Origin of the sequence: Lysinibacillus sphaericus (assembly GCF_005217585.1) — a bacterium.
In the GTDB taxonomy this organism is placed as follows: Bacteria; Bacillota; Bacilli; order Bacillales_A; family Planococcaceae; genus Lysinibacillus; species Lysinibacillus sphaericus.
In genome coordinates this window covers 267846-288531 of sequence record NZ_SZPT01000001.1, presented here as the reverse complement: position 1 = coordinate 288531, position 20686 = coordinate 267846, and the positions used below count along the sequence as shown (strand labels likewise).

At 35.9% G+C, this 20686-nt stretch carries 22 protein-coding genes; 11 read left to right on the top strand and 11 right to left on the bottom strand.

All coding sequences use genetic code 11. The features are described from left to right. Positions 1–129: 129 nt before the first annotated feature. From FC748_RS01380 to FC748_RS01375, 3 genes are read left to right on the top strand one after another with little or no spacing between them, the layout of a single operon-like run. Entirely contained in the window at positions 130–1866 is a 1737-nt protein-coding gene (locus FC748_RS01380; protein WP_108029874.1) for an ABC transporter ATP-binding protein, read from the top strand. Between the two features lie 19 nt (positions 1867–1885). Next, entirely contained in the window at positions 1886–2008 is a 123-nt protein-coding gene (locus tag FC748_RS22355; RefSeq protein WP_279633368.1) for a hypothetical protein, read from the top strand. A gap of 37 nt (positions 2009–2045) precedes the next feature. After that, complete coding sequence (locus tag FC748_RS01375) at positions 2046–2216, top strand: YjcZ family sporulation protein (RefSeq protein ID WP_080653337.1); 171 nt, start codon at positions 2046–2048, stop codon at positions 2214–2216. Positions 2217–2566: 350 nt separating this feature from the next. Here FC748_RS01375 and FC748_RS01370 read toward each other — a convergent pair whose 3' ends face one another. The 5 genes from FC748_RS01370 to FC748_RS01350 form a co-directional block, all read right to left on the bottom strand. Beyond that, positions 2567–3133 (bottom strand): DUF4256 domain-containing protein, encoded by a 567-nt coding sequence (locus FC748_RS01370; RefSeq protein ID WP_108029875.1) that lies wholly within the window; start codon positions 3131–3133, stop codon positions 2567–2569. Between the two features lie 58 nt (positions 3134–3191). Continuing rightward, complete coding sequence (locus FC748_RS01365) at positions 3192–4016, bottom strand: hypothetical protein (protein WP_108029876.1); 825 nt, start codon at positions 4014–4016, stop codon at positions 3192–3194. Continuing rightward, positions 4013–5302, bottom strand: coding sequence for a DNA methyltransferase (locus FC748_RS01360; RefSeq protein ID WP_108029877.1), 1290 nt, complete (start codon positions 5300–5302; stop codon positions 4013–4015). The genes FC748_RS01365 and FC748_RS01360 overlap by 4 nt, the downstream gene beginning before the upstream one ends. A gap of 861 nt (positions 5303–6163) precedes the next feature. Continuing rightward, on the bottom strand, positions 6164–6604 hold the full coding sequence (locus FC748_RS01355; protein ID WP_024363234.1) for a YfmQ family protein: 441 nt from the start codon (positions 6602–6604) through the stop codon (positions 6164–6166). Between the two features lie 338 nt (positions 6605–6942). Then, positions 6943–7317 carry an HsmA family protein gene (locus FC748_RS01350; protein ID WP_108029878.1) on the bottom strand — a complete coding sequence of 125 codons (375 nt, stop codon included), beginning with the start codon at positions 7315–7317 and terminating at the stop codon, positions 6943–6945. A 200-nt stretch (positions 7318–7517) separates the two neighbouring features. On the opposite strand from FC748_RS01350, the gene FC748_RS01345 reads away from it, so the two are divergent. After that, positions 7518–7742, top strand: a complete 225-nt coding sequence (locus tag FC748_RS01345) for a hypothetical protein (protein ID WP_024363236.1) — start codon at positions 7518–7520, stop codon at positions 7740–7742. 139 nt (positions 7743–7881) lie between these two features. Here FC748_RS01345 and FC748_RS01340 read toward each other — a convergent pair whose 3' ends face one another. Beyond that, positions 7882–8109, bottom strand: a complete 228-nt coding sequence (locus tag FC748_RS01340; protein WP_024363237.1) for a hypothetical protein — start codon at positions 8107–8109, stop codon at positions 7882–7884. Between the two features lie 196 nt (positions 8110–8305). Between FC748_RS01340 and FC748_RS01335 the strand changes: the two genes are divergently transcribed. After that, entirely contained in the window at positions 8306–9688 is a 1383-nt protein-coding gene (locus FC748_RS01335; protein ID WP_108029879.1) for an SMI1/KNR4 family protein, read from the top strand. A gap of 278 nt (positions 9689–9966) precedes the next feature. Here the strand turns inward: FC748_RS01335 and FC748_RS01330 are convergent, their stop codons facing one another. From FC748_RS01330 to FC748_RS01315, 4 genes are all read right to left on the bottom strand, one after another. Next, positions 9967–10674 carry a DUF4274 domain-containing protein gene (locus tag FC748_RS01330; protein ID WP_108029880.1) on the bottom strand — a complete coding sequence of 236 codons (708 nt, stop codon included), beginning with the start codon at positions 10672–10674 and terminating at the stop codon, positions 9967–9969. 31 nt (positions 10675–10705) lie between these two features. Continuing rightward, entirely contained in the window at positions 10706–11992 is a 1287-nt protein-coding gene (locus FC748_RS01325) for a DUF1963 domain-containing protein (RefSeq protein WP_108029881.1), read from the bottom strand. Positions 11993–12031: 39 nt separating this feature from the next. Further along, complete coding sequence (locus FC748_RS01320) at positions 12032–13060, bottom strand: DUF4303 domain-containing protein (protein ID WP_167492615.1); 1029 nt, start codon at positions 13058–13060, stop codon at positions 12032–12034. Positions 13061–13205: 145 nt separating this feature from the next. Beyond that, the gene (locus FC748_RS01315) at positions 13206–14261 is read right to left on the bottom strand and encodes an ankyrin repeat domain-containing protein (protein WP_108029883.1); all 1056 of its coding nucleotides are present in this window, start codon (positions 14259–14261) and stop codon (positions 13206–13208) included. 197 nt (positions 14262–14458) lie between these two features. Between FC748_RS01315 and FC748_RS01310 the strand changes: the two genes are divergently transcribed. The 6 genes from FC748_RS01310 to FC748_RS01290 all read left to right on the top strand — a co-directional run bounded on the left by FC748_RS01310 (position 14459) and on the right by FC748_RS01290 (position 19098). Next, positions 14459–14863: a hypothetical protein gene (locus FC748_RS01310; protein WP_024363243.1), complete on the top strand. Its 405-nt coding sequence runs from the start codon at positions 14459–14461 to the stop codon at positions 14861–14863. Between the two features lie 391 nt (positions 14864–15254). Continuing rightward, positions 15255–15860 carry a stalk domain-containing protein gene (locus tag FC748_RS01305; RefSeq protein WP_024363244.1) on the top strand — a complete coding sequence of 202 codons (606 nt, stop codon included), beginning with the start codon at positions 15255–15257 and terminating at the stop codon, positions 15858–15860. Between the two features lie 192 nt (positions 15861–16052). Next, a complete protein-coding gene (locus FC748_RS21920; RefSeq protein ID WP_162832720.1) occupies positions 16053–16217 on the top strand; it encodes a hypothetical protein in 165 nt (54 codons plus the stop codon). Positions 16218–16499: 282 nt separating this feature from the next. After that, positions 16500–17084 (top strand): hypothetical protein, encoded by a 585-nt coding sequence (locus FC748_RS01300; protein WP_025220214.1) that lies wholly within the window; start codon positions 16500–16502, stop codon positions 17082–17084. Further along, the gene (locus FC748_RS01295; RefSeq protein ID WP_108029884.1) at positions 17081–17671 is read left to right on the top strand and encodes a hypothetical protein; all 591 of its coding nucleotides are present in this window, start codon (positions 17081–17083) and stop codon (positions 17669–17671) included. Before FC748_RS01300 ends, FC748_RS01295 begins: the two co-directional genes overlap by 4 nt. Before the next feature lie 332 nt (positions 17672–18003). After that, positions 18004–19098: an NADH-dependent flavin oxidoreductase gene (locus tag FC748_RS01290; RefSeq protein ID WP_108029885.1), complete on the top strand. Its 1095-nt coding sequence runs from the start codon at positions 18004–18006 to the stop codon at positions 19096–19098. Positions 19099–19806: 708 nt separating this feature from the next. Here the strand turns inward: FC748_RS01290 and FC748_RS01285 are convergent. Beyond that, complete coding sequence (locus FC748_RS01285) at positions 19807–20403, bottom strand: hypothetical protein (protein WP_108029887.1); 597 nt, start codon at positions 20401–20403, stop codon at positions 19807–19809. Between the last annotated feature and the right edge of the window lie 283 nt (positions 20404–20686).

Genomic DNA, 20686 nt, shown 5'->3' with positions numbered 1-20686 from the left:
TGAAAATCAAACGAAATAATTTACATCACAGGTTATATTGTACAATCCCTACCTGTATAGTATAGTATGTATGAACGACTACATTTCGTCAATAAGAATATTTAAAATTTATAAAAGGATGAGCATTCAATGAGTGAAAAAATTCTTGAAATACAAGATTTACGCGTTTCTTTTATTACTGGTGAAAGTGAATTTGAAGCAGTAAAAGGGGTAAACTTTTATGTCAATAAAGGAGAAACAGTCGGCATTGTAGGCGAATCTGGTAGCGGTAAAAGCGTAACGGCTCGATCCATCATGCGCCTTCTCCCTTCCCCCCCTTCTTTTTTAAAGTCTGGAACAATTCTTTTCCAAGGGGACAATCTAGTGACACAAACGGAAAAACACATGGAAGAGATTCGGGGAAAAGATATTAGTATGATTTTCCAAGACCCCATGACTTCCACTAACCCAACCATTCGTGTTGGTGAACAAATCGCTGAAGGTTTAATGAAGCATCAAAAAATGACTAAAAAGCAAGCCTACAAAAAAACGATTGAATTATTAAAATCTGTTGGTATAAAAAATAGTGAGGAGCGTTATCATCAGTACCCGCATGAATTTAGTGGTGGTATGCGTCAACGTGTCATGATTACCATGGCTCTTGCCTGTAACCCTGCCCTGTTAATTGCTGACGAACCAACAACAGCACTGGATGTCACAATCCAAGCACAAATTTTAAGCATAATGAAGCAAATGCAAGAACGTCTAGGGACATCTATTATCTTAATTACGCATGATTTAGGTGTAGTTGCAGGTATGTGTGATCGTGTCATTGTCATGAAAGAGGGAGAAATTGTTGAGGAAGGCACTACGGAAGAAATATTTGCGAACCCACAGCACCCCTATACAAAGCGTCTGTTAAACGCATTGCCAAAGCTTCATGAAAAAAAAGAAGCGAAACAGCCACCCCATCTAGCACAAGATATAGATTTAACTGTACCGCTTGTTGAAGTTCGCAATTTATCAAAACATTTCGATTTAAAGAAAGGTGAGCTTTTAAAGGCAGTCGATGATTTATCATTCCGTATTTTCCCTGGTGAGACATTGGGGCTCGTTGGTGAATCTGGTTCAGGCAAATCCACAACAGGGCGTACGATTTTACAGCTCCATGAACCAACAGATGGTGAAGTGTTGTATAAAGGGGTGCCTGTTACACGCTTATCTAAAAATGAGTTAAAAAGTATGCGACGTCATATGCAAATTATTTTCCAAGATCCCTATTCATCACTAAACCCTCGTAAAAAGGTGCTTGATATTATCGGGGAAGCGCTTGATGTACATAAATTAACGACATCAACAGAACAACGTCGTGCCCGAGTTGAAGAATTACTCGAACTAGTAGGCTTAAAAAAGGAACATGCTTTACGCTACCCTCATGAATTTAGTGGCGGGCAACGCCAACGTATTGGCATTGCGCGCGCTTTAGCTGTCGAGCCAAATTTTATAGTATGTGATGAACCACTGTCTGCTCTAGATGTTTCCATTCAAAAGCAAGTTGTGGATTTACTGAAAGATTTACAACAACGTTTAGGTTTAACCTATTTATTTATCGCCCATGATTTGTCGATGGTCAAACATATTAGCGATCGCGTTGCCGTTATGTATGGAGGAAAAATTGTAGAATTAGCAGAGAGCGAAGAGCTGTATGCCAACCCACAACATCCTTATACCAAAATGTTATTGCAGTCAATTCCGATTCCAGATCCAGCCATTGAAAAACAAAAGAAACGCCAAGTCATGACCGAAGAAGAGTTGATGGTAAACCGTTTTAACTTAGACAATACACAACTTGTAGAAGTTTCTAAAGATCACTGGGTTGCGATGTAACAAAGCACAAATGGTTTTTGTGGCGATTTCATTTGTGCTATTGGCGATTCCAGCGATTTTAATGGCGATTCCAGCGATTTTAATGGCGATTTCATTATTTTTTTTTACCCCAATGGATAAACACCCCTCCACTTCTTTATAGTTTACATACTATATATTGAAGAAAGGAGGGATTTTCCATGGGATACTTCGGCGGAAATGTAGGAGGCAATTGGAACAACAATTATTGCGGTAACTATGAATACGGTAATAACAATGGCTATGGTTCAACATTCGCTCTAATCGTTGTATTATTTATTCTTTTAATTATTGTTGGCGCTACTTTCATAAATAGCAAAGAAGACTGCTAATTCTAACATACAGATTCATTGCACCTCTCTATAAAAAAGGGTTATTCCCAGCCTAGTGACCCTTTTCATTGTGTTTCAAAATAGACGAGCTGGTTGAAATACTATCTTTACATTTCTCACTAGCTCCCGCTTTCATACGAAAGAAACAGTCACCCTGCTAATTTGCATGGATGACTGTTTTCATTATGAGCAAAACTATCTCTTCATTGTTTGGACTCTCCTTATGGTGATTAGCCCTCAAACGCTAGAAGCCGCTATTATATGAATGATTTGCTTTAGCGCTTTATCAATTCAAAAAGCTTTCTAAACAGCATAAACGCTCTAGAAAGCTCTTGGAAGGTTATTTATATTTATACTTTAAGCGCACCACGGAAGCCTCTTGCAGCATAGTAGGAATCCGCTCCATTGTGGTACATAAAGACTGTATCGTAGCGACGATCACAGAAGATGGCCCCGCCCAGCTTTCTAATATTTGCAGGTGTTTGTACCCAGCTCGACGTTTTTAAATCGAAAGTACCTAGTTCCTGCAATGCTCGGTATTGTTCTTCTGTTAAAAGTTCAATGCCCATAGCCGTTGCCATATCTATCGCCGTATTTTCTGGTTGATGCTTCTTCCTTGACTCCAATGCTTCACGATCGTAACAAACACTTCTGCGACCTTTCGGGCTCTCCGTTGCACAATCATAAAAAATAAACTCTCCCGTATTTTCGTCATACCCTACGACATCAGGCTCACCGCCAGTGCTTTCCATTTCATTGAGTGACCATAGTTTTTCAGCTTTCGTCTCGAGCTTTGCTTGTACTGAAGTCCAATCAAGACCTTGATGGCGATTCATATTTTTCTCAAATCGCTCTTGCAAAGTTTGAAGTAATTCCTCACATTGTTCGAGTGATAATGCATTATTTTTCTTTGACATAGTTGTTTCCTCCTTATTATTTCTAACTTTGCTACATAACCTATTATTTATTCATTATCTAATAAATCTCGTCCTTCAGTAAACCTTCTGAACTTAAAATATACTTTGTCTGCTGTTCAATGCTTGAAAATGATTCGGTAGCAAAAAAAACACCATTAATATGTTCATCTTTTAATCTGGTTTGTAAATTAATATGTTCACTCGTAAATGGGTAATAAATTATTGCGTAAAAGCTAGCATTCGGACAAATTTTTTTAAATTTTCTCGCCTTATTGATGATTTCATCCGCTCTTTTATGGATATCTTGTTTTGCCTCAATTCTCCTGACATCGATACCAACCTTATAGGGCGCATTGGATGGATGTACTGCATCTAATTGAAAGTTTTCCCCATCACATTCAAACTTAACTTTTTTAAAATCATCCGTTCTTGCATTCTTTTTTAAAATAGTAAGAATCGCTTTTTCCCAACTACCTTTTAATTTTCTTATTTCTTTATCTACATAAAACCATCTATCCAGCTCACATATTGCAGGAATTGCAAGTTCATTTGGTAACATCGGTTTAATATAACCTGCTAAAATAGCCGCTTTTTCTTTCGGTAACTTATCACTATATGTATCAATAGATATATCTAAATCTCGCTTAATCGCCCTTCCTGCAACATTTACCGTCGCTAAAATGGATTTGACCACGATAGGGTAAGCGCTAAATGCATTCGCTAATTCACCAGCAGTCATATTACCAAAATTAATAAATGGTACTTCTTTTATAAAAATAAAAGGTTCGAATGCATGTAATAAAGCATTTTCGACGATATTTTGTCTATCTGACACACCATGAACTTGTGCTACTTGTTCTCTATGGCTACTATACTCCGTCAATTTTTCCCCTTCTTTCTTATAAGAACAGCATCCTCATAGTAAATTTTATTTTTCACATATTTCGAAGATTTCGTATTAACATTGGCTAAATGATGTTTCACAACATCTCGTTTAATAATTTGTGCTTCTAAATTAAGGGATTGAGCCATCTCCACATACATTTCTCCCAGTTTAGCTTCTACATCTTTATAATAAGAAGATTGCACCACAAGACAAGCTTGTCCATTTGGTTTTAGTACTCGTTTGATTTCACGTAACGACTCAAATGCATCTCTAAAATACTGTAAAAATATAGGTAGGTAATAACTTTGGGAGGCTTTTGCATGATGTTCTTTCACCTGTTTTAAAAAAGAACAAATACAACTACCCCACTTTTCGTTTATGACTATATTTTTATCAGCAATAACAGGAGCTCCCATAGTTGCTCTTCTCACTCTATCAAAATCCGTATCTTGTTTATAACCTAAAAACAATAATTCTGGCTTTGTAGAAACAGCGTAATCAATGCGTGTTAAATACGGAGGAGAAGTAATGATATTATCTGCGGTACAATCAGAAAAAATCATTTGTTTACTATCCCCTTCATACAAAGAGGGATAGGAATAGCCATAATTTAAAATATTCGTATAGTATGTTTCTAAGTCTTTTATCATGGCCTTTACATAATGATAAAATAAATGATATGTATCTACTTCGTCGGTTCTCGCTTTACGTATTTCATTTACTAGCCATGTTGGATTTTTACCTACCTTGAATTTCCCTACGTACCTTAAACACCTAAATAGAACGGCAAAGTAAAAAGCTCGTATTGTATCTGATAATGGTGCATCTGAAATATCGCTGTGATGCTTACAAACATCGTCGATAGCTAGTTGAATTTTATTTAACACATTCAGATGTTTATCACTTACAAATTCTAATGTGTCTTCATTATTTAAAAATTCATCTTCTGCAAGTTTGACATGACTAGCCGTTTCCTTAATAGCATTTCCGATACTATCCAAATTCAATTCAATTAAATTTCTAGTTTTAGCTTTCGAAAAAATGACCATCACTGGGTTGATATCTATACCAAAAGATTTGATTCCTCTCTTTTGGCACACTAAAGCCGTTGTCCCACTGCCCATCCAAGGATCGAGTACAATCGAGCTCTCATTAGCTCCTAAATAATCTAGCATATCCTCCACAAAGTATTCAGAATAACTCGCATAATAGGGATGCCAATTGTGAATACCATTCCGTTCATTTTTCCCTCTTTTAGCTGACCTTATATTTTCTGCTAACATTTACTGACACCATCCATTCAAACGCCATGTATTATTAATCAACTAACTAACCTCTAACCATTAGTAAGAAAATCACATGTAATTCATGTATTTGCTAATTCTTATAGAAGGCAAATGCTGCTAACTAAAAGCTATTTTGTGCTGTAAAAACTACTAACTTACTAAACACAGTACACAAATTTTATAAACAAAATCCTTCCTAGTCAATTTTCAAATAAATACAATATAGAATTTTATAATTTTTCGTAAAAGAATTGCAAATGCTATTCTTTTTAATTGCAGCATTTTGCTATCATTAAAAAAAGGATAAAGAGGGGTCTATATGAAAAAATCAAAAATTTATATTAACCGTTATTTTATCTTTACTTATAATCGTTGTTGCTAGTTTTTTATTGCAATAAAAAGTCGAACCTATTCTGCAACAGATGTATTAACGGACGCTAATTTCAATGCAGCCAATCCAACTGTCACTGTTCATAGAGTCAATATAGGCTACAAAGTTATATTTACAGACATAAAACTCCCCGAAGAAACACAAAAAGAACTTATAGAATCTTTTAAAAACGCCAAATTTGAAAAAGCATCAGTATCCTTGCTTGATTATGATTACCGAATCAACTTCACATTAAATACAGGTTATGCGATATTCTGATTCACATAATAAATCACTGACTGTAAATAAGTACCAAAGAGGACTATACAATCTCAAACGATAGCAATTTTTTTACTATTTTAAAAAAGACGACACAATCAAAGGCACTTACAATTTAGTAAGTGCCTTTTTCATTTCATACAAAACGAAAACAACCAGTCGCCGCTATAATAGCGACAACTGGTTGAATCATTTGCAATGAAAGCTTTTTATACTAAACCTTTAGACGTTGAAAAGTTTTGTAAACAATCAGAACTTACACTGTACGAAACGACTTTTTCCTTGTATTTCTTCACGATATCAACGTGATTATCGTAATTAAAAACAAAGAAGTGTATATCCTTTTTGCCTTTTTTAAAATTGATAACAAATGGCGTAATATTTGATTCAGGTTCTAAAAATAACTTTTCATTACCTGGGAAAATATAATGCTTTTTTAAAAACGAAGCTTCATTAAAATAGTTAGTAAATCTACTTTTTTCTTCTTCTTCTAAATTCTTTCCGTTATAGGTTACGGTAACATCTTTTGCATCCAGTTTTTTGTGCAGTTCAAATTTACTGACAGTCCACCCTACAACGATGCTTGGAGGACTCATTACCAATTTAACAATAGATCCAATGACTATTGTCATAACTAAACCCCATGTCATATCTTATCAGCTCTTTCATAATTTATTAATGTAGTAGCAAGTAATTAAATTGTATCACCTTCATTGCTCCGTGTTTCATTAGAGGGGTGTTTTCAACCACCACTCATTCAAAAGGGATTTACATTTATTGTAACCATCTAATTGGATGTTATTTTGCCCATACATTTATTTTAGAGCTAAAATATAATGTTGATTTAGATAGCGCCTATTGAAAATTGGAATTCAGTAAATGCCCCATTCAAAACCATACCATATAAGATTTGAATATCAAATGAAAGTATTGTGACATAATAATAAATAGGGTAATTTTTAGAACATTTTTTTCAAAGAACAAAACTTTAAAATTTATTAATCATCCCAACTATCATTCCAGATATATAAGGAAACAACCAGATGAACCATACCACCATGCTTAACTTATGGAACTTTTGCTTCATTTTAGAGTCATTTTTCACCAACACAATAGAAGCCCAAATGGCATGAAATAACATTAACACAATAGCTAATAAACCTGTTACGCCATGAAAGCTAAATAAAGATCCTTCTGTAGCCATTTTTTCCATCATGGTCGTTCCAAGCGTATCGCATATGAAGCCTATCCAAAAAATAATCACATGCCACAATTTTAATGTTTTTTGGAATTTTTCTGACCATACTCCTACTGTATAAAAAATTAGTGCTGCTGTAATAAATATTGTAGCCATTATTAACATTTCAATCACCCGATTCATAGCAAAAATTTAAATGTACCTTTATAAGAATGCATACACTTATTGCCCAGATATATTTTACAAAGGCAAGATGAACAACAGATGAACTGGTTAAGATATATTTCATCAGTTTTTTAAGGACAGCGCTGTACATTGGTTAATTATTACTAATATTGTATTATCTATAGTGGGGGTGAATATTAATGGATGAAATAGACATTTTAAATAAAGAAGCAATCAAAACAGATTTAGCGTTAATTAAATCTTGTTTGCGGTTAATCAATCAAACAGTCACGTTAAGCAAACGAAGAGGAGAAACGTTTAACGCTTCAGAAAATGAAGAAATACATATGTTAATTTCAAAAATTGATAGGGACTTGCACAAAATTAAAGTAAACATCGAGTATGAAACAAACCATACGATGTAACGTTAACCTTTTTATTTGCACGAATTGCCATTATCTATAGCGTAATATTATATAAACAAAAAGGAAGCGATTAGAGCTTCCTTTTTAAATATCCAACTATCGTTGTAAGCATAACGATAAAAGTATTAAATTCGTTGGATTAATCAAATGTGACAACATTTTGCACGACCGATACCTTATAAACTTCTTTCGTGCTAATTAATATCGTTTTAAAATGTTCAGTTTCAGTAAATGAATACCAAGGCTTTTCATTGAATCCATTAGACAGTTCTTCTACAAAGGTTTCTTGTCCAATATTATTTTTAATTTTATATTCTTCTTCACGGCTTTCGTTAAAGTAAAACTTCACGGAATATTCATAATCCATTAGCCTGCACCCCCCATCTACCTATATCATGGGACAAATGGGCATGAAGTAATCAATAAAAAGACAATCAAAATGGAAATCCTGCTATGGTTTCATACAGGAAAATTCTAGAATCCTTCATTTATAGATGTTACTATTTTAAAGGTAAGGATTTACCAGATGCATAGTATTTATGAATAATCATTTGGAGGTAACAATGGAACAAAAGCTTATAAATCAATTGAACGAGTGGCATGAAGTAGACGAACATCAACGAATTGTCGATACCCTTTTAGCAATTCCTGAAGAAGAACGAGACGATGAATTGATTAGCATTTTAGCTAGAGCCTATAACAATTTGGGTCTTTACGAAGAAGCGCTCAATCATTTTAGTAAAATTTCTGAGGCAGGTAAACAAGATGCGCTATGGCATTATCGGGTAGGCTTTGCTTTCTATTATTTAAAGCGCTATGAGGAAGCAGCTCAAGCTTTTAGCATGTCTGACCAATTAGATTCCGGAGATCGCAGCACCGAGTATTTTTTAAGACAGAGTACCCTTAAAGCCAAGAAGCAAAAAAGTGAAGCACTTCGACTTGCCCAGAAGAAAGCTTACTCCGAGCGTGGTGGCTCCGTAGAAAAGAGGATTCCTTTTTCAGAGATGTCTCTAAGTGCATTTTGGGAAGATAGCGAGTATGCAAGAACATCCTATCAATCTGAGCCACCGTCGGATGAATTAATTGCCTATATAGAGAAAGAGCTTGGTTATAAACTCCCCGCTTCGTATATTTATTTAATGAAGCAACACAATGGCGGAGTACCGAGAAATACTTGCTTTCCAACAGATATCGCAACTTCCTGGGCGGAAGATCATATTGCCATTACAGGTATTATGGGTATTGGACGTGAGAAAAGCTATTCCCTATGCGGAGATTTGGGTAGTCCGTTTATGATAGAGGAATGGGGATATCCAGACATTGGAGTAGTTATTTGTGATTGTCCTTCAGCCGGGCATGATGTCGTGATGTTAGACTATCGAGCATGTGGTCGAGATGGTGAACCTGAAGTGATTCATGTCGATCAAGAAGATGATTATGAGATTACGTTCCTTGCCGATAATTTTGAAGCGTTTATCAAAGGCTTAGTGAATGAAGAACACTATGATACTTCTGAAGAAGACAAAGAAGAAGCCCTGGCTAAAGTAGCGCATGGGAAGTTTTCTCCTCTGCTGGAGGAGCTGTGCTCTCGTGTAACAGAGGTGGAACAAGTGGAACAGAAAATCCGTAGCATATGTACACAGATTGTCGAAGAGAAAGGCCATTTTAGTTTTCATGCAGATCAATTATCCTGTACCATGTATGATGTGCAATTTTGGTTATATACGAAGTCGTATCCTGAAACTAGTTACGACCAATATATAGAAGCTTATCAAAACATCATCGCATTTGGCAGTGAGTTCGGTCTAGGTGGGTATGCGCCTTCCTTTATTACAGATTGGCTCAATCAACGCCTGAACGAAGGGCTGATTGTACAAGAACATGGAATTATTCGCTTTAGCAATGTGTTAGCAGAGGAAGTCATCCATAAATTAAATGCTTACTAATAATGCAAAGAGGCTGGAACATAACTAAAAAATTTAAGGAACAGAGGAAAGATGTTCATAAATTTTTGCTATATGGAGGACTTAGCTATTCTTGCTTTTGCAATTAATAAAAAATTAAAAGGGTTCACTAGTTGTTGGTAGCGAAGTCGGTGACTCCTGCGGGAATGCACGTAGCGTAAGACGCAACGAACCGCGCGCTAGCGAGGGTTGCGGCTTACGTGTGTGCCCGCGGAAAGCACCGCCGAAGCGGACAACAACGGCGCAGCCTCTTCTTATCATTAGTGACGGCACTGCTCTAATCTTTTATACAGTGCAACAGCAAGCTCCGTAAAGCGCTTCTCCTCATCTGTGTTTAATAAATCATGTGAATCCCTCTTGTTCATCCAGTAATCCCCATCTAACAAATCATACATATCAAGAAGTGTAATTTCTGACGTTGCTGGATGTTGAAAAACGGATAGCATCGGTTCCGGACCATCATCCCAGTTATATCCGTTCACAATGGCATGTAATATTTCTGGCGAATTAATGTGTGCTATTTTCTCGCATAGTTTGTTTTGTGACTCTTCATACAACAGCTCCTCAACAATGCTTTGTTCTTCCATTGTCAACGAAAGGCGAACCGCTCCTTTTGTTGCAAGCAGAAGGTCAGCAAGCTTTTTATCTGTACGAGCTGCATTCCAAGCCGTCGCTAAAATACCCAGTGGCGAATCTAGTTCGGCTCCCGCTTCGATCAGCTTCAATATAGCATCCACTTGCTTGAACTTTACAGCTTTTTTAAGTGGCGTTTCACCAAGTTTATCTTGTGCTTCAAGTTCTGCTCCGTGCTCTATTAATATTTCAATTGCTTGTACAGGCATTCGATTAGTTAAAAAAAGCATCAGCGGTGTCCTCCCGCGCTCGTCCCGTTCATTCACATCCAGTTCCATTGCTGCCTGGTGGACAAGTGACAGATTATCTGTCTTGCTAACTTCCTTCCAACGCAAGATTATTCCCCCTTTGACACAGTAACGTTATTTAGCTTTGCTGATAGATGGTTGCTGTAATGTTGTCTTTTAGACAGACAAACATATAAAAAATACCTTCAGCATATTCATCAAAATCAGCATAATCAATCTGCCCTATAAAACGCATTCTTTGCTCACAGCAAGGGCAAAGCGGATATGCTGAATCCTGCACCCAGCTTGGATAACCACCGATCTGCGAATTTAATTGTGACATCGTCCAAAGCGCAGCATAATATGGTGATTGTGGCTCATGTGCAAGGGCTAACCTAGGTGTCATTTCAATAGAGCTGTTTACGTCATCAATATCTGGAAGATACGCTGGTTTTTGATTATAACGGCTCCAAACAGGCACACCATCCTTGTCCAATTCCATGTAGATTGTACTAAAGCTTCCACATAAATCACAGGTTATTACCTGCAAGTTCTTGTGCATGTTGAGATAGTGCAAAGATGGATGAGCGGTAGCCACGTCCATTAATTTCGTTAACTTCCTATTACACCACGGACAGGTTGAATGGCTTATCCCAAGAAAATGCGCATACTGCTCTTCATTGAAATCTTCACTTTGTTGATCTGTTTGCCTAATTGCATAGCAGACATGGTTAATTAGGTCACGCCTCATTCCGTCACGGCTAAGCTCCCATCCGCCTTCAAGAGCGTAGGTTTCTGGCGTTACATACAACTGCTCTGCCCATATTGGCGGCTGTTTTTGCCATTGCCGAAACTGCTCCATGACCATGGCATTACCAATCCAACCGAGCACAAGGAGGAGATGGTTTCGGTTATCCTGATCCCATTTAATACGCTCTAAAAGGAGCTGTTGTATATCCGGCGGTGCATCTTTAAAAACAAGTGGATAATGAAACAAGCTACGCTCTATCAGCTGAGGTAAAGCATTGGCGATATTTTTATTTCGATAGCATACTAGCGACAATAGAATGTCCTCTGCTTCATTGTCATTATTTTTGGCAAGTAATTCCATGGCATATTTCAACATATTGTCCGCTTCTTGTTCTGATAATACTATGTATATCTGCTCCATGCTTAACGGATAAGGAATGTATTGGATAAGAGGAGCATACGTTCTCGGCGCATGCATTACCTTAAGAATGTCCACATAATTCGTAAGTCCTTCATAGAGATTAACCGTTTTGCGGTGCTGCTCAATATAAGCTTGTTGCTTTTTTCGTGCATGCTCCTGATGACATGGCATACAAATACCGCCCGTTTTGGCTGCTGTAGTCGGCAGTATTGTTGCGCTACAGCCTTTCGTCTTACATGGTAGTCGTTGCGTCATATTGGATTCCCCCCTTTCGCCTTATACGATTTTGTAAAATTATAAGCGAGCAGCTTGTTCTGCCAGATCTTCTAATACCACCATTAGAATGCGCCTAGTATCATCTTCAAGTTCACTGTTCAGATGCTCTTGAATATGTGGGATGGCGTGACCTCCAAGCCCCACAAGTTGTTCATAAGCCTCATAATCTGTTCGCCAGAAGCTTCGCATGCTACCTTTACCAAATTCTCCTCTTTCGATTACATCTACCCAATGTTTTACTTGTTGAACAAGGGGGCGTTGCTGTATAGCATCGACAGCAGAATGGAATTCCATATCTTTCTTCATTAAGTCAGGCATTGATTGATATAATTGGTCTTCGGGTACAGTTTTTCTTATGAGCTGACTTAATGTCAAATAATCACCACCAACGCCATCCGCGGCTGACACGTAGGCAATAAAGTCCTCCGTACGGTTCAATTGCTTTAGGTCATTTTGCAATCGATGAATAACTTGGATGGCAATTAAAAAGAGCTCTGAATCTATTATGGTCTTCTCAAATATGTAGTTCTCGTCATTGCTTAAATACGCGGGTGTTTCTTGACTAATACAGTTGAACATTTCAAGATAGGTTTCAAGACCATTCGGCATCTCGTCGTACATAAAGGGATAATCGCCTTCACTAAATTTACAGGAGCGATAGATTTGCTCTAGAGTTTGATTGTAAAACTTGCTACCAGTTTCCAAGTAACTTTCTTGATATTGTGCGTAGTATTGAGCAACCGTTTGCTCTAAAGAATCCCGATTATTAATGTACACTATATAGCTGCCATTATAGCTATCCGTATAGAGTGAGAAAGTATACACATCCTTGTTTCGTCCTTCTTCTATATAGCGAGCAATTGCAGATTTGCAGAGGTCGTAAAGGGCATTCTCCAAATCACGCGTACTAATGAATATCCCATCTTTAGAACCAAATGTCGTTATTTCTTGAATCGTTTGATTAGCCGTACATAGCAGATAACTACCCTTCCCTTCTAATTCTCTTCTCCCACTGATTAACCTTCCGATATGAACATCATAACTCATAGTAAAACATTCCCTCCAATTATGTTTAGTAAGCCAATAAAGGTGTTTTGTCATTCCTTATCTGTCCGATTCTCTTTTTTTAGCTTGTAAAGTAAGAAAATTGCTAAGCATTGAATTCTTATTGGGCTGAACAAGGCATACGTAGTTATCGCTTATAATCTGGCTGTTCCAACCTCATTGGATTCGGATTGCTAAGTACCCAATGCACAGCTAATTCACACAGTCTCGCAGGTTCATCACTACTATTACCGTTGTGAAGTTCTTTCACTAATGTTTCAGCCTCTTGCAAAGTAGCTGGGTTTAATGGCGTGCCCAGACGAAAATAATGACCCAAACTGTGGAGCATCTTTCGATATTGATTATCCCAGTTAATGCCACCGTTATCTAAAATTTCATAAGCGACTTTACCAGTAATACGAATTACCTCACCCTGTATGGTGTTCGCATGGCCTTGTGAAGGAATGAGTAAACCCCATAGTTCATTATGCTGCGCCTGCCAACCATTTGAAGATACTGTAATTAGAGAGCTGCCATCATGCGTCTTTCGTTTTCCGACTGGGGAAACAGCAAATAGCTGATATAGACGGTAAAGTGCCTCATCCGTTTGATTCAAATATTCCTTATTAAAGTTATCTCGGTGAAATTCAAAATCGTTGCCAATTCGCTTAATAGCGTTTTGCATATCCTGCGTTACAGTCACTCCAGCGTTTAGCAAAATTTCTGCAACCTTTGCCATATTGACGATATCTATGTTTCTACAGGTTGCCAAAGCTTTTTCTAAAGGGGTTTGTTTCATCTTGTTTTCTGCGCTAAGATTTGCGCCTTTGCCAACTAATGTGTAAACTGCATTTGGATTAAATGACTCTGCCGCTGCAAATAAAGGTGTCTCATTTTGATAATCCAGTGCTTCTATCGCTGCACCCAACTCAAGTAACAATTCAATATTTCCGCACCAACTCATTGCCTGTTTATGTAGAGCCGTTCTTCCGTAACGATCACGCGCATTAATATCAGCACCCTGCTCCACAAGCCAGCGAACCAAATCATTCGGTACTTTAAAAAAACTTAAAGCTGTTGATTTACTGTAACCACCATGAGCATCTAATTCACATTGTAAAAATACCTCTTTTAACGCTGATAGATCGCCTATTTCAATGAGTTCCTCGAAATTTTTCGGTAAGGTTTTTCGCTTCCTGCCCATTTATGTTCTCTCCCTAAGTCGTTTTTTTAAAATCACGCCATTCCTATATTTTACTACTTATTCATTTCTTGTAGTATGCATTCTCCATAATTCGCGTGTTATTCGTCTGCTTCTAACGAAAAGTTAATAATGCCTATTTCAAGTATTAAACGAAATACAAGTTCATAGGCTATTGTAAAATGCAATGGAGGATGGCTATGAGCATTGAAGTTATTACATTATCACCAACATTATTTCATGTGTTTAAAGCAGGCGAGTCCAATCCTAAAAAGGAAAAGCGTATTATCTATGGGCAAGCTACATCAGATGCTAATGGTGTAGCGACGTTTTATTTTACAGACAATGCATTAGCTACAGGCAATACACTGTTATCAACAATCGACTACGCAGTATCAAGCGTCTATTCCACCAATTCATCGATTAATGCAAGACCGCGGGTACAAATGAGAGAAAAGAACATTGCTGCAAAATATGTCTCTGCTAACGTTACAAATATTAGTGGTGTAACAGTTTTAGGCATTAACGTTTTAGGTTCAGAAAACCCCGTAAGTGGCGTAGTGGTCGATTTCATGGTATTAGGCAGCTTTGATACCCAAACTTAAATCAAGGATAGCTTACTCCTTATTATTTCCTTCTACATAACAGGATTTTTTACGATCCCCAACATTGAAGATTACTCTTATTATCTCAGTGGCAGTTTTCCACTAACTAGGAAATCGAATTCTACGCTTTTATATGTATATCAATTGAAAAAGAAGTATTGATTTAAGGTAGTATTAGCTATTTTATTAAGCCACCTATTTTTTGTAGTTTAACAATATATGCAAAAATTTTCTTTAGTTCGGACGCTGTTTCTTATTCCAATCACAAGATTATCCTTTTATCCTAATTAGAAGAAACTTATTTAAGCAGATACCTATTATGGTTATCTGTTTTTTGTTATATACAAAACTTATTTAGTTCCCTATTATGGTTAAAAAAGGAGGATTTAATTTGAAAAAATCAACAGTTATATTGAGTGTATTCATTTTACTATTTACGTTTAGTATGGGTGCTTACGCTGCCACTAAGTACAATTTCACTTTCGACGGCAACAAAAAATCTATCGATGTACAGTTAATTAATAACAAGGCTTATGTACCACTAAATGAAGTTACAGAACTATTTGGAGGGAAAGTAACTTACGATAGCAAATCTAAAACATATGCTGTTACATCCAATTCTAGTAAAACTCCTACTACCCAATCGGAATTATCAAAAACGATTAATGGTGTTACGGTGAATATTGACAAAGTCATTCAAGATTCAGATTCTCTAAAAGTATATTTAACGTATATTAATAACTCAAATGATAAAATAAACACTAGCGTTTCTTTATCTAGAATAGTGGCAAATGGCAAGCAATACAGTTACAAACATGATTTCAATTTTGATAGATGGTATAAAAAAGATGTTCCTCATGCTGATTCATATATTGAACCAGGTGTAACTGCCGAAAATGTAATTTTCTTTGAACCTGTCAATGCTGATTCCATTAATATTGCCCTAACTGCTAACTGGGAAGATTACAAATTCAATAATGTAAAGATTACAAAATAAACGTCTCATATCAAACAGATAACTACTACTAGTTGTCTGTTTTTTATTTTTGTGTGCCATCCATTATCGTCGTTATCAAAGCCTGTCCACTAGTGGTCGGAAAAATAATTTTTGTTTTGAAAATGTGAATTTGAAAAAAAACAAGGATATTTTATGGAGATACGTTAAATACTATTTTTAGGAGGTGTCGAAATGAAAAGGGATAAAAAAGATACAGAATTTGCAACAGACGAGTCAGCAAAATCATCCAATATTAAAAAACCGAATGAGCGTGTCGGGCATACTGAACCCCCTCGCCCAAAACATGAAGAAGACCTAATTATGGATGAGAAAAAAAGTAAGTCGACTTCATTATAAAATAAGACCAAATTGCATATTATCTATATTGACCACTTATAAGGAGTGGTCTTTTCCTTTTTACAATCTGTTTTATCCTATATTAGTTAATAGAAATTCTGAGTGCGGCAACAAGCAAATCAGTTTCTCAAATGATAAAGTTTTAGGCATTTTATACAACGATTGTTTAAAAAACAAATTTAAACATTTGATTATGTAAAAAATTTGAAAATCAAAAAATAATGATATATAATTTCATTAACCTATTTTTGGTAAAATTTGTATGATGAATGGAGGATGTTTATGAAGAAAACCTTATTAGCAACATCAATGTTATCTTTACTTTCTTTACATGCTGTTAGTGGTGCTAACGCTGAAGAACCTGTAGACCTTACAAACGCAGTTGACTTTACAAACTCTGAGGACTATACAGAATACGATAACGCTCCGCTTGTAACTTTGCCAAGTATTGCGCCATATGCCAGTGATATGTCAGGGTATGAATATGTGCATTCTAGTTCCTCTAGAAACAATCAACTAGAATTTCAACATTTGGCTAAAAATCCTAGTTCGGCCACAGATTCTGTTAGTTATTCAGTAGCTGTTACGCAATCTTCTTCAGCTAATGTTGCTACTAGCGCTACTTTTAAGTCAATGGTGGCTGAAGTTGGGGTTTCAACTCAAGTAGAACTAGGAACATCTACTACAAAAACACTTTCAATCACTTGGTCGATTCCCGCCAAGTCTAATTATTTGTTAAGAGCAGGAAGTAGTTGGGTGCAAGCAAGTGGAACTGAAAAACTATGGAGTGCAGGCAAAGTAATAAGTTCTAAGACTGTGACAGGAAAATGGACGTATACTAGTTGGAGCGATAAGGTTAAACAATGATAAAAATTATTAATAGTAAACTTTTTATTTTTATTCTAGTTATGTTGACATCTATTTTTGTTCTTGTAGCATGCGATAATAATCAACAAATTGAAGATACAAAACGTAACAATCAGCAATTAGAGGAAAAACAAAATAATCATCAACAACAACAAATGGAGGAAGTCAGTAGTACCGTTTCTTTAGAAAAGCAATTTATTCCACCAAATTTTGGAGTTGATGAATTTAAAGTAAACGCTAATGATAAATTAGTGGAATTTAAAATTTCTTACAGAATCAGTCCTCAGCTTTATGATGTGTTAAGTAAAATTAATAGTAAATATTATTTTGAATTAAAGATACCCGAAAATATTTCTTCAATAATAAACAAAGATAGTACAGGGTTAGTTCCTGGAGCTATTATGGAATTTAATGCACTAAAATATATTGTTACTCTTAATACAGAAGTAGATAAACCATTGACTACTAGTGAAATAAAAGAGCTAGTACAAAACAAAAATGGTTATGGATTATATGTATATGACCAAGATAAAGATGCAATTCACTACTTTGATGATGTTGAATTGTTTTCTACGATACCTAAATAGAGGGCTAGTTTAAAAGGTTACACGATACTGTAAGCTAATGATAGACATAGAAAAAGGCGACTCTTTGGCCGCTTTTTTCTGTGTTTTATTAAAATACGTAAGTGTCCAACGTGCGGATAACGTGAAGCAAGATGTATCATGCGCATTGTGTACGAGTGAAATAACGAATAGTCGTTTTCAAAGGCTCCAATTATGGCAGTATGCTGTGAATCAATATTTTAGGCCTTTTCTGATTTTTTCATTATGATGTAGTAAATAGAAAATAGTCGTAAGCATGATCTTTGACTTTTAAATCCTATAAATTTACTCTTGTTTTAGAAGGAGTGAATAACATGACAACTTTTTTAAAACCATTTACTTTTCATAACGGCGTCACAATTCGTAATCGTTACTTAATGGCGCCAATGACCACTTACTCAGCAAATGCGGATGATACGGTATCAGATGCGGAGATTACATATTACCGTGAGCGCTCATATGGCGTCGGTGCGGTGATTACAGCATGTGCTTACGTACTTCCTAATGGGAAAGGCTTCCCAGGTCAAATTTCGGCACATAGCGATGAATATATTTTGAGCTTAAAACGTATTGCTGATGCGATTCACGACGGTGGCGCAAAAGCAATTTTACAAATATATCACGGCGGTCGCCAAGCAGTACGTGACCTTGTACCAAATGGCGATATCGTAAGTGCAAGTGAAAACGTTGCAGCAGATGGCGGTGTGGCACGTGCATTAACGGTAGAAGAAATTGAGGAAATCGTCGTAGCATTTGGTGAAACGACACGTCGCGCCATTGAAGCAGGATTTGACGGTGTGGAGATTCACGGTGCAAATACGTATCTATTACAACAATTCTTCTCAGGCTTTACAAATAAACGCACAGACCGTTATGGTGGCTCTGTTGAAAACCGTATGACATTCTTATTAGAAATTATCGAAAGTGTAAACCGTGCCAAAGCGCAATATGCTGATGATCAATTTATCGTTGGTTATCGTTTTAGCCCAGAAGAGCCTGAAGAAGACGGCATCACGCTAGATGAAACGGTTCGACTTGTAGATCGTTTAGCAGATGAAAAGCTCGACTACTTGCACATTTCATTAGGTGATTTCCGCTCAGAAGCACATCGCTATAGCGGCGAAAAAGAAAACCGAATTAAAATTTTAAAACGCGTCATTGACGGTCGAATACCGTTTATCGGCGTTGGTTCAATTTATTCACCAGAAGATGCGAAAGAAGCAATGGAAACAGGTGCTGATTTACTTGCACTTGGTCGTGAGCTTTTAATTGAAGCGCACTGGGTGGAAAAAGTAGCCGCTGGTGAACCCGTTATTACGGAAATGGATATGAGCCGTGATAATAACATTCCAGAGCCCCTAATGAACATGATGAAACGTAATGTAGGTTGGGTCCCTGGCGTAAAATAATTGTAAAAACGAACCACCATGACACACTAAACTAAACAAACATAAAGAACAAATTATCTACGATGATCTACTTTGGGAAGCAACAGATTGTACTGATGCTAGCGATGGTCAAAAAATCATTTATAACTAAGCCTGTAACAGCCATTCAAGACTTCCCTGTACAGTTCATTTTCTTACGTATTCTTAATAAAGAAAAAGAAGCGTCTCAAACCCTTGATTTTAAAAGGTTTGAGGCGCTTTTAGTTAGCATGAAGCTTTAGACGTCTCAGGAGTACTTATAAATATTTCTGAGACATTAATTTTACTAGGGTTTCTAGCTTCACTGTGTAGAAATTGTGTATAATTATGTTTTTACTTAGATACCTCTTATTTCATCAATACATAAAATGCTAAATACGATTAGAATCAAGGTTTAATTCTTAATGGAAATAACTATTACACTCGCAATACTTTATATCATTTTTCATATCTTTTTTATACTGGTAATACATCTTTTCTCTTATTGAAGGGATAATTTCGGTATTAAGCCACTTCTTTAGTTCTTTTTGTATTTCTTTCTCTTTTTTACTAATTCCTTAGTCATCTTACGTTTAATTTTATCTAAAAACATTTAAGGCATCGGCAGTTATTCCAACGGCTCCCATTACCCAACCTGCAGGGTTCCAAAATAAAATAGCCTTACAAAGCTTGTTGTAAGGCTTTACTTTTTTAAATACTTGTTCCATCCGTAAAGATTATGGATTTAATTTTGTATTTAAATTTCATATTCTCAAATGGCAAATTATAAAACCGCATATCTTCATCTTTGAATTGATTTAAATCAACAGCAGTATTGAAGTTTGAAGAACCATTTGCAGGAATAACATCCCACTCATATTTGAAATCTAATGTGTATACTAATTCACCAAACATATCATAAAAATATGTTTCTGCTATAAATCCTTTTATGTCTTTATCTGTATGGTTAATATATTTCAAAATAAAATTTAATTCATATCCATAGACATTATCATCAATACTTGGGTCCCTAGGAATAACATCTTCTAAAACTAATGTCAAAGATGTATTTAAATGATTGTCTTCAGCAATCTCTTCATTTTTGGAAATTTTCTCGACACTTTCAACTAAACCATCTTGATTTGATGTATCTACTTCTTCTTTTTCCTCTTGATTTAAAGTTTCTACTTTTTCTTGTTCATTCTCACCTGATTTATCAACACTTTCTTCTTTCTGATTACATGCTGATAAAATTAAAACATAAAATAAACTTAGTAATAATAATAACTTTATCTTACTATTTTCCATAATTGTTCCTCCAAATATGTATTAATCTATATGGTATCATAATTAAAATTTCACTCAATACAAAATAAACATTTTGAGTGCTATGTACAATTAATTTCAAAAAATCCCCTCGAAATAAGGTCAAATAACGATAAGAAAAAGAAAATTTCACACCTAAATTTCGTTTATCAATATTCCTAAACATATCTACTATTTCTATTAAAAGGAAAATAAATCCAATAAAATAAACTTCTAATTCAAGCACCTCTAGGACACCAATTAATGAATAAATATGTAATTTTCT

Coding starts and splice junctions, on each gene's coding strand:
- FC748_RS01380 (WP_108029874.1), top strand. CDS start 130: ATGAGTGAAAAAATTCTTGAAATACAAGATTTACGCGTTTCTTTTATT.
- FC748_RS01375 (WP_080653337.1), top strand. CDS start 2,046: ATGGGATACTTCGGCGGAAATGTAGGAGGCAATTGGAACAACAATTAT.
- FC748_RS01370 (WP_108029875.1), bottom strand. CDS start 3,133: ATGTCAAAGAAAAATAATGCATTATCACTCGAACAATGTGAGGAATTA.
- FC748_RS01360 (WP_108029877.1), bottom strand. CDS start 5,302: ATGTTAGCAGAAAATATAAGGTCAGCTAAAAGAGGGAAAAATGAACGG.
- FC748_RS01355 (WP_024363234.1), bottom strand. CDS start 6,604: ATGACATGGGGTTTAGTTATGACAATAGTCATTGGATCTATTGTTAAA.
- FC748_RS01350 (WP_108029878.1), bottom strand. CDS start 7,317: ATGTTAATAATGGCTACAATATTTATTACAGCAGCACTAATTTTTTAT.
- FC748_RS01345 (WP_024363236.1), top strand. CDS start 7,518: ATGGATGAAATAGACATTTTAAATAAAGAAGCAATCAAAACAGATTTA.
- FC748_RS01340 (WP_024363237.1), bottom strand. CDS start 8,109: ATGGATTATGAATATTCCGTGAAGTTTTACTTTAACGAAAGCCGTGAA.
- FC748_RS01335 (WP_108029879.1), top strand. CDS start 8,306: ATGGAACAAAAGCTTATAAATCAATTGAACGAGTGGCATGAAGTAGAC.
- FC748_RS01325 (WP_108029881.1), bottom strand. CDS start 11,992: ATGACGCAACGACTACCATGTAAGACGAAAGGCTGTAGCGCAACAATA.
- FC748_RS01320 (WP_167492615.1), bottom strand. CDS start 13,060: ATGAGTTATGATGTTCATATCGGAAGGTTAATCAGTGGGAGAAGAGAA.
- FC748_RS01315 (WP_108029883.1), bottom strand. CDS start 14,261: ATGGGCAGGAAGCGAAAAACCTTACCGAAAAATTTCGAGGAACTCATT.
- FC748_RS01310 (WP_024363243.1), top strand. CDS start 14,459: ATGAGCATTGAAGTTATTACATTATCACCAACATTATTTCATGTGTTT.
- FC748_RS21920 (WP_162832720.1), top strand. CDS start 16,053: ATGAAAAGGGATAAAAAAGATACAGAATTTGCAACAGACGAGTCAGCA.
- FC748_RS01300 (WP_025220214.1), top strand. CDS start 16,500: ATGAAGAAAACCTTATTAGCAACATCAATGTTATCTTTACTTTCTTTA.
- FC748_RS01295 (WP_108029884.1), top strand. CDS start 17,081: ATGATAAAAATTATTAATAGTAAACTTTTTATTTTTATTCTAGTTATG.
- FC748_RS01290 (WP_108029885.1), top strand. CDS start 18,004: ATGACAACTTTTTTAAAACCATTTACTTTTCATAACGGCGTCACAATT.
- FC748_RS01285 (WP_108029887.1), bottom strand. CDS start 20,403: ATGGAAAATAGTAAGATAAAGTTATTATTATTACTAAGTTTATTTTAT.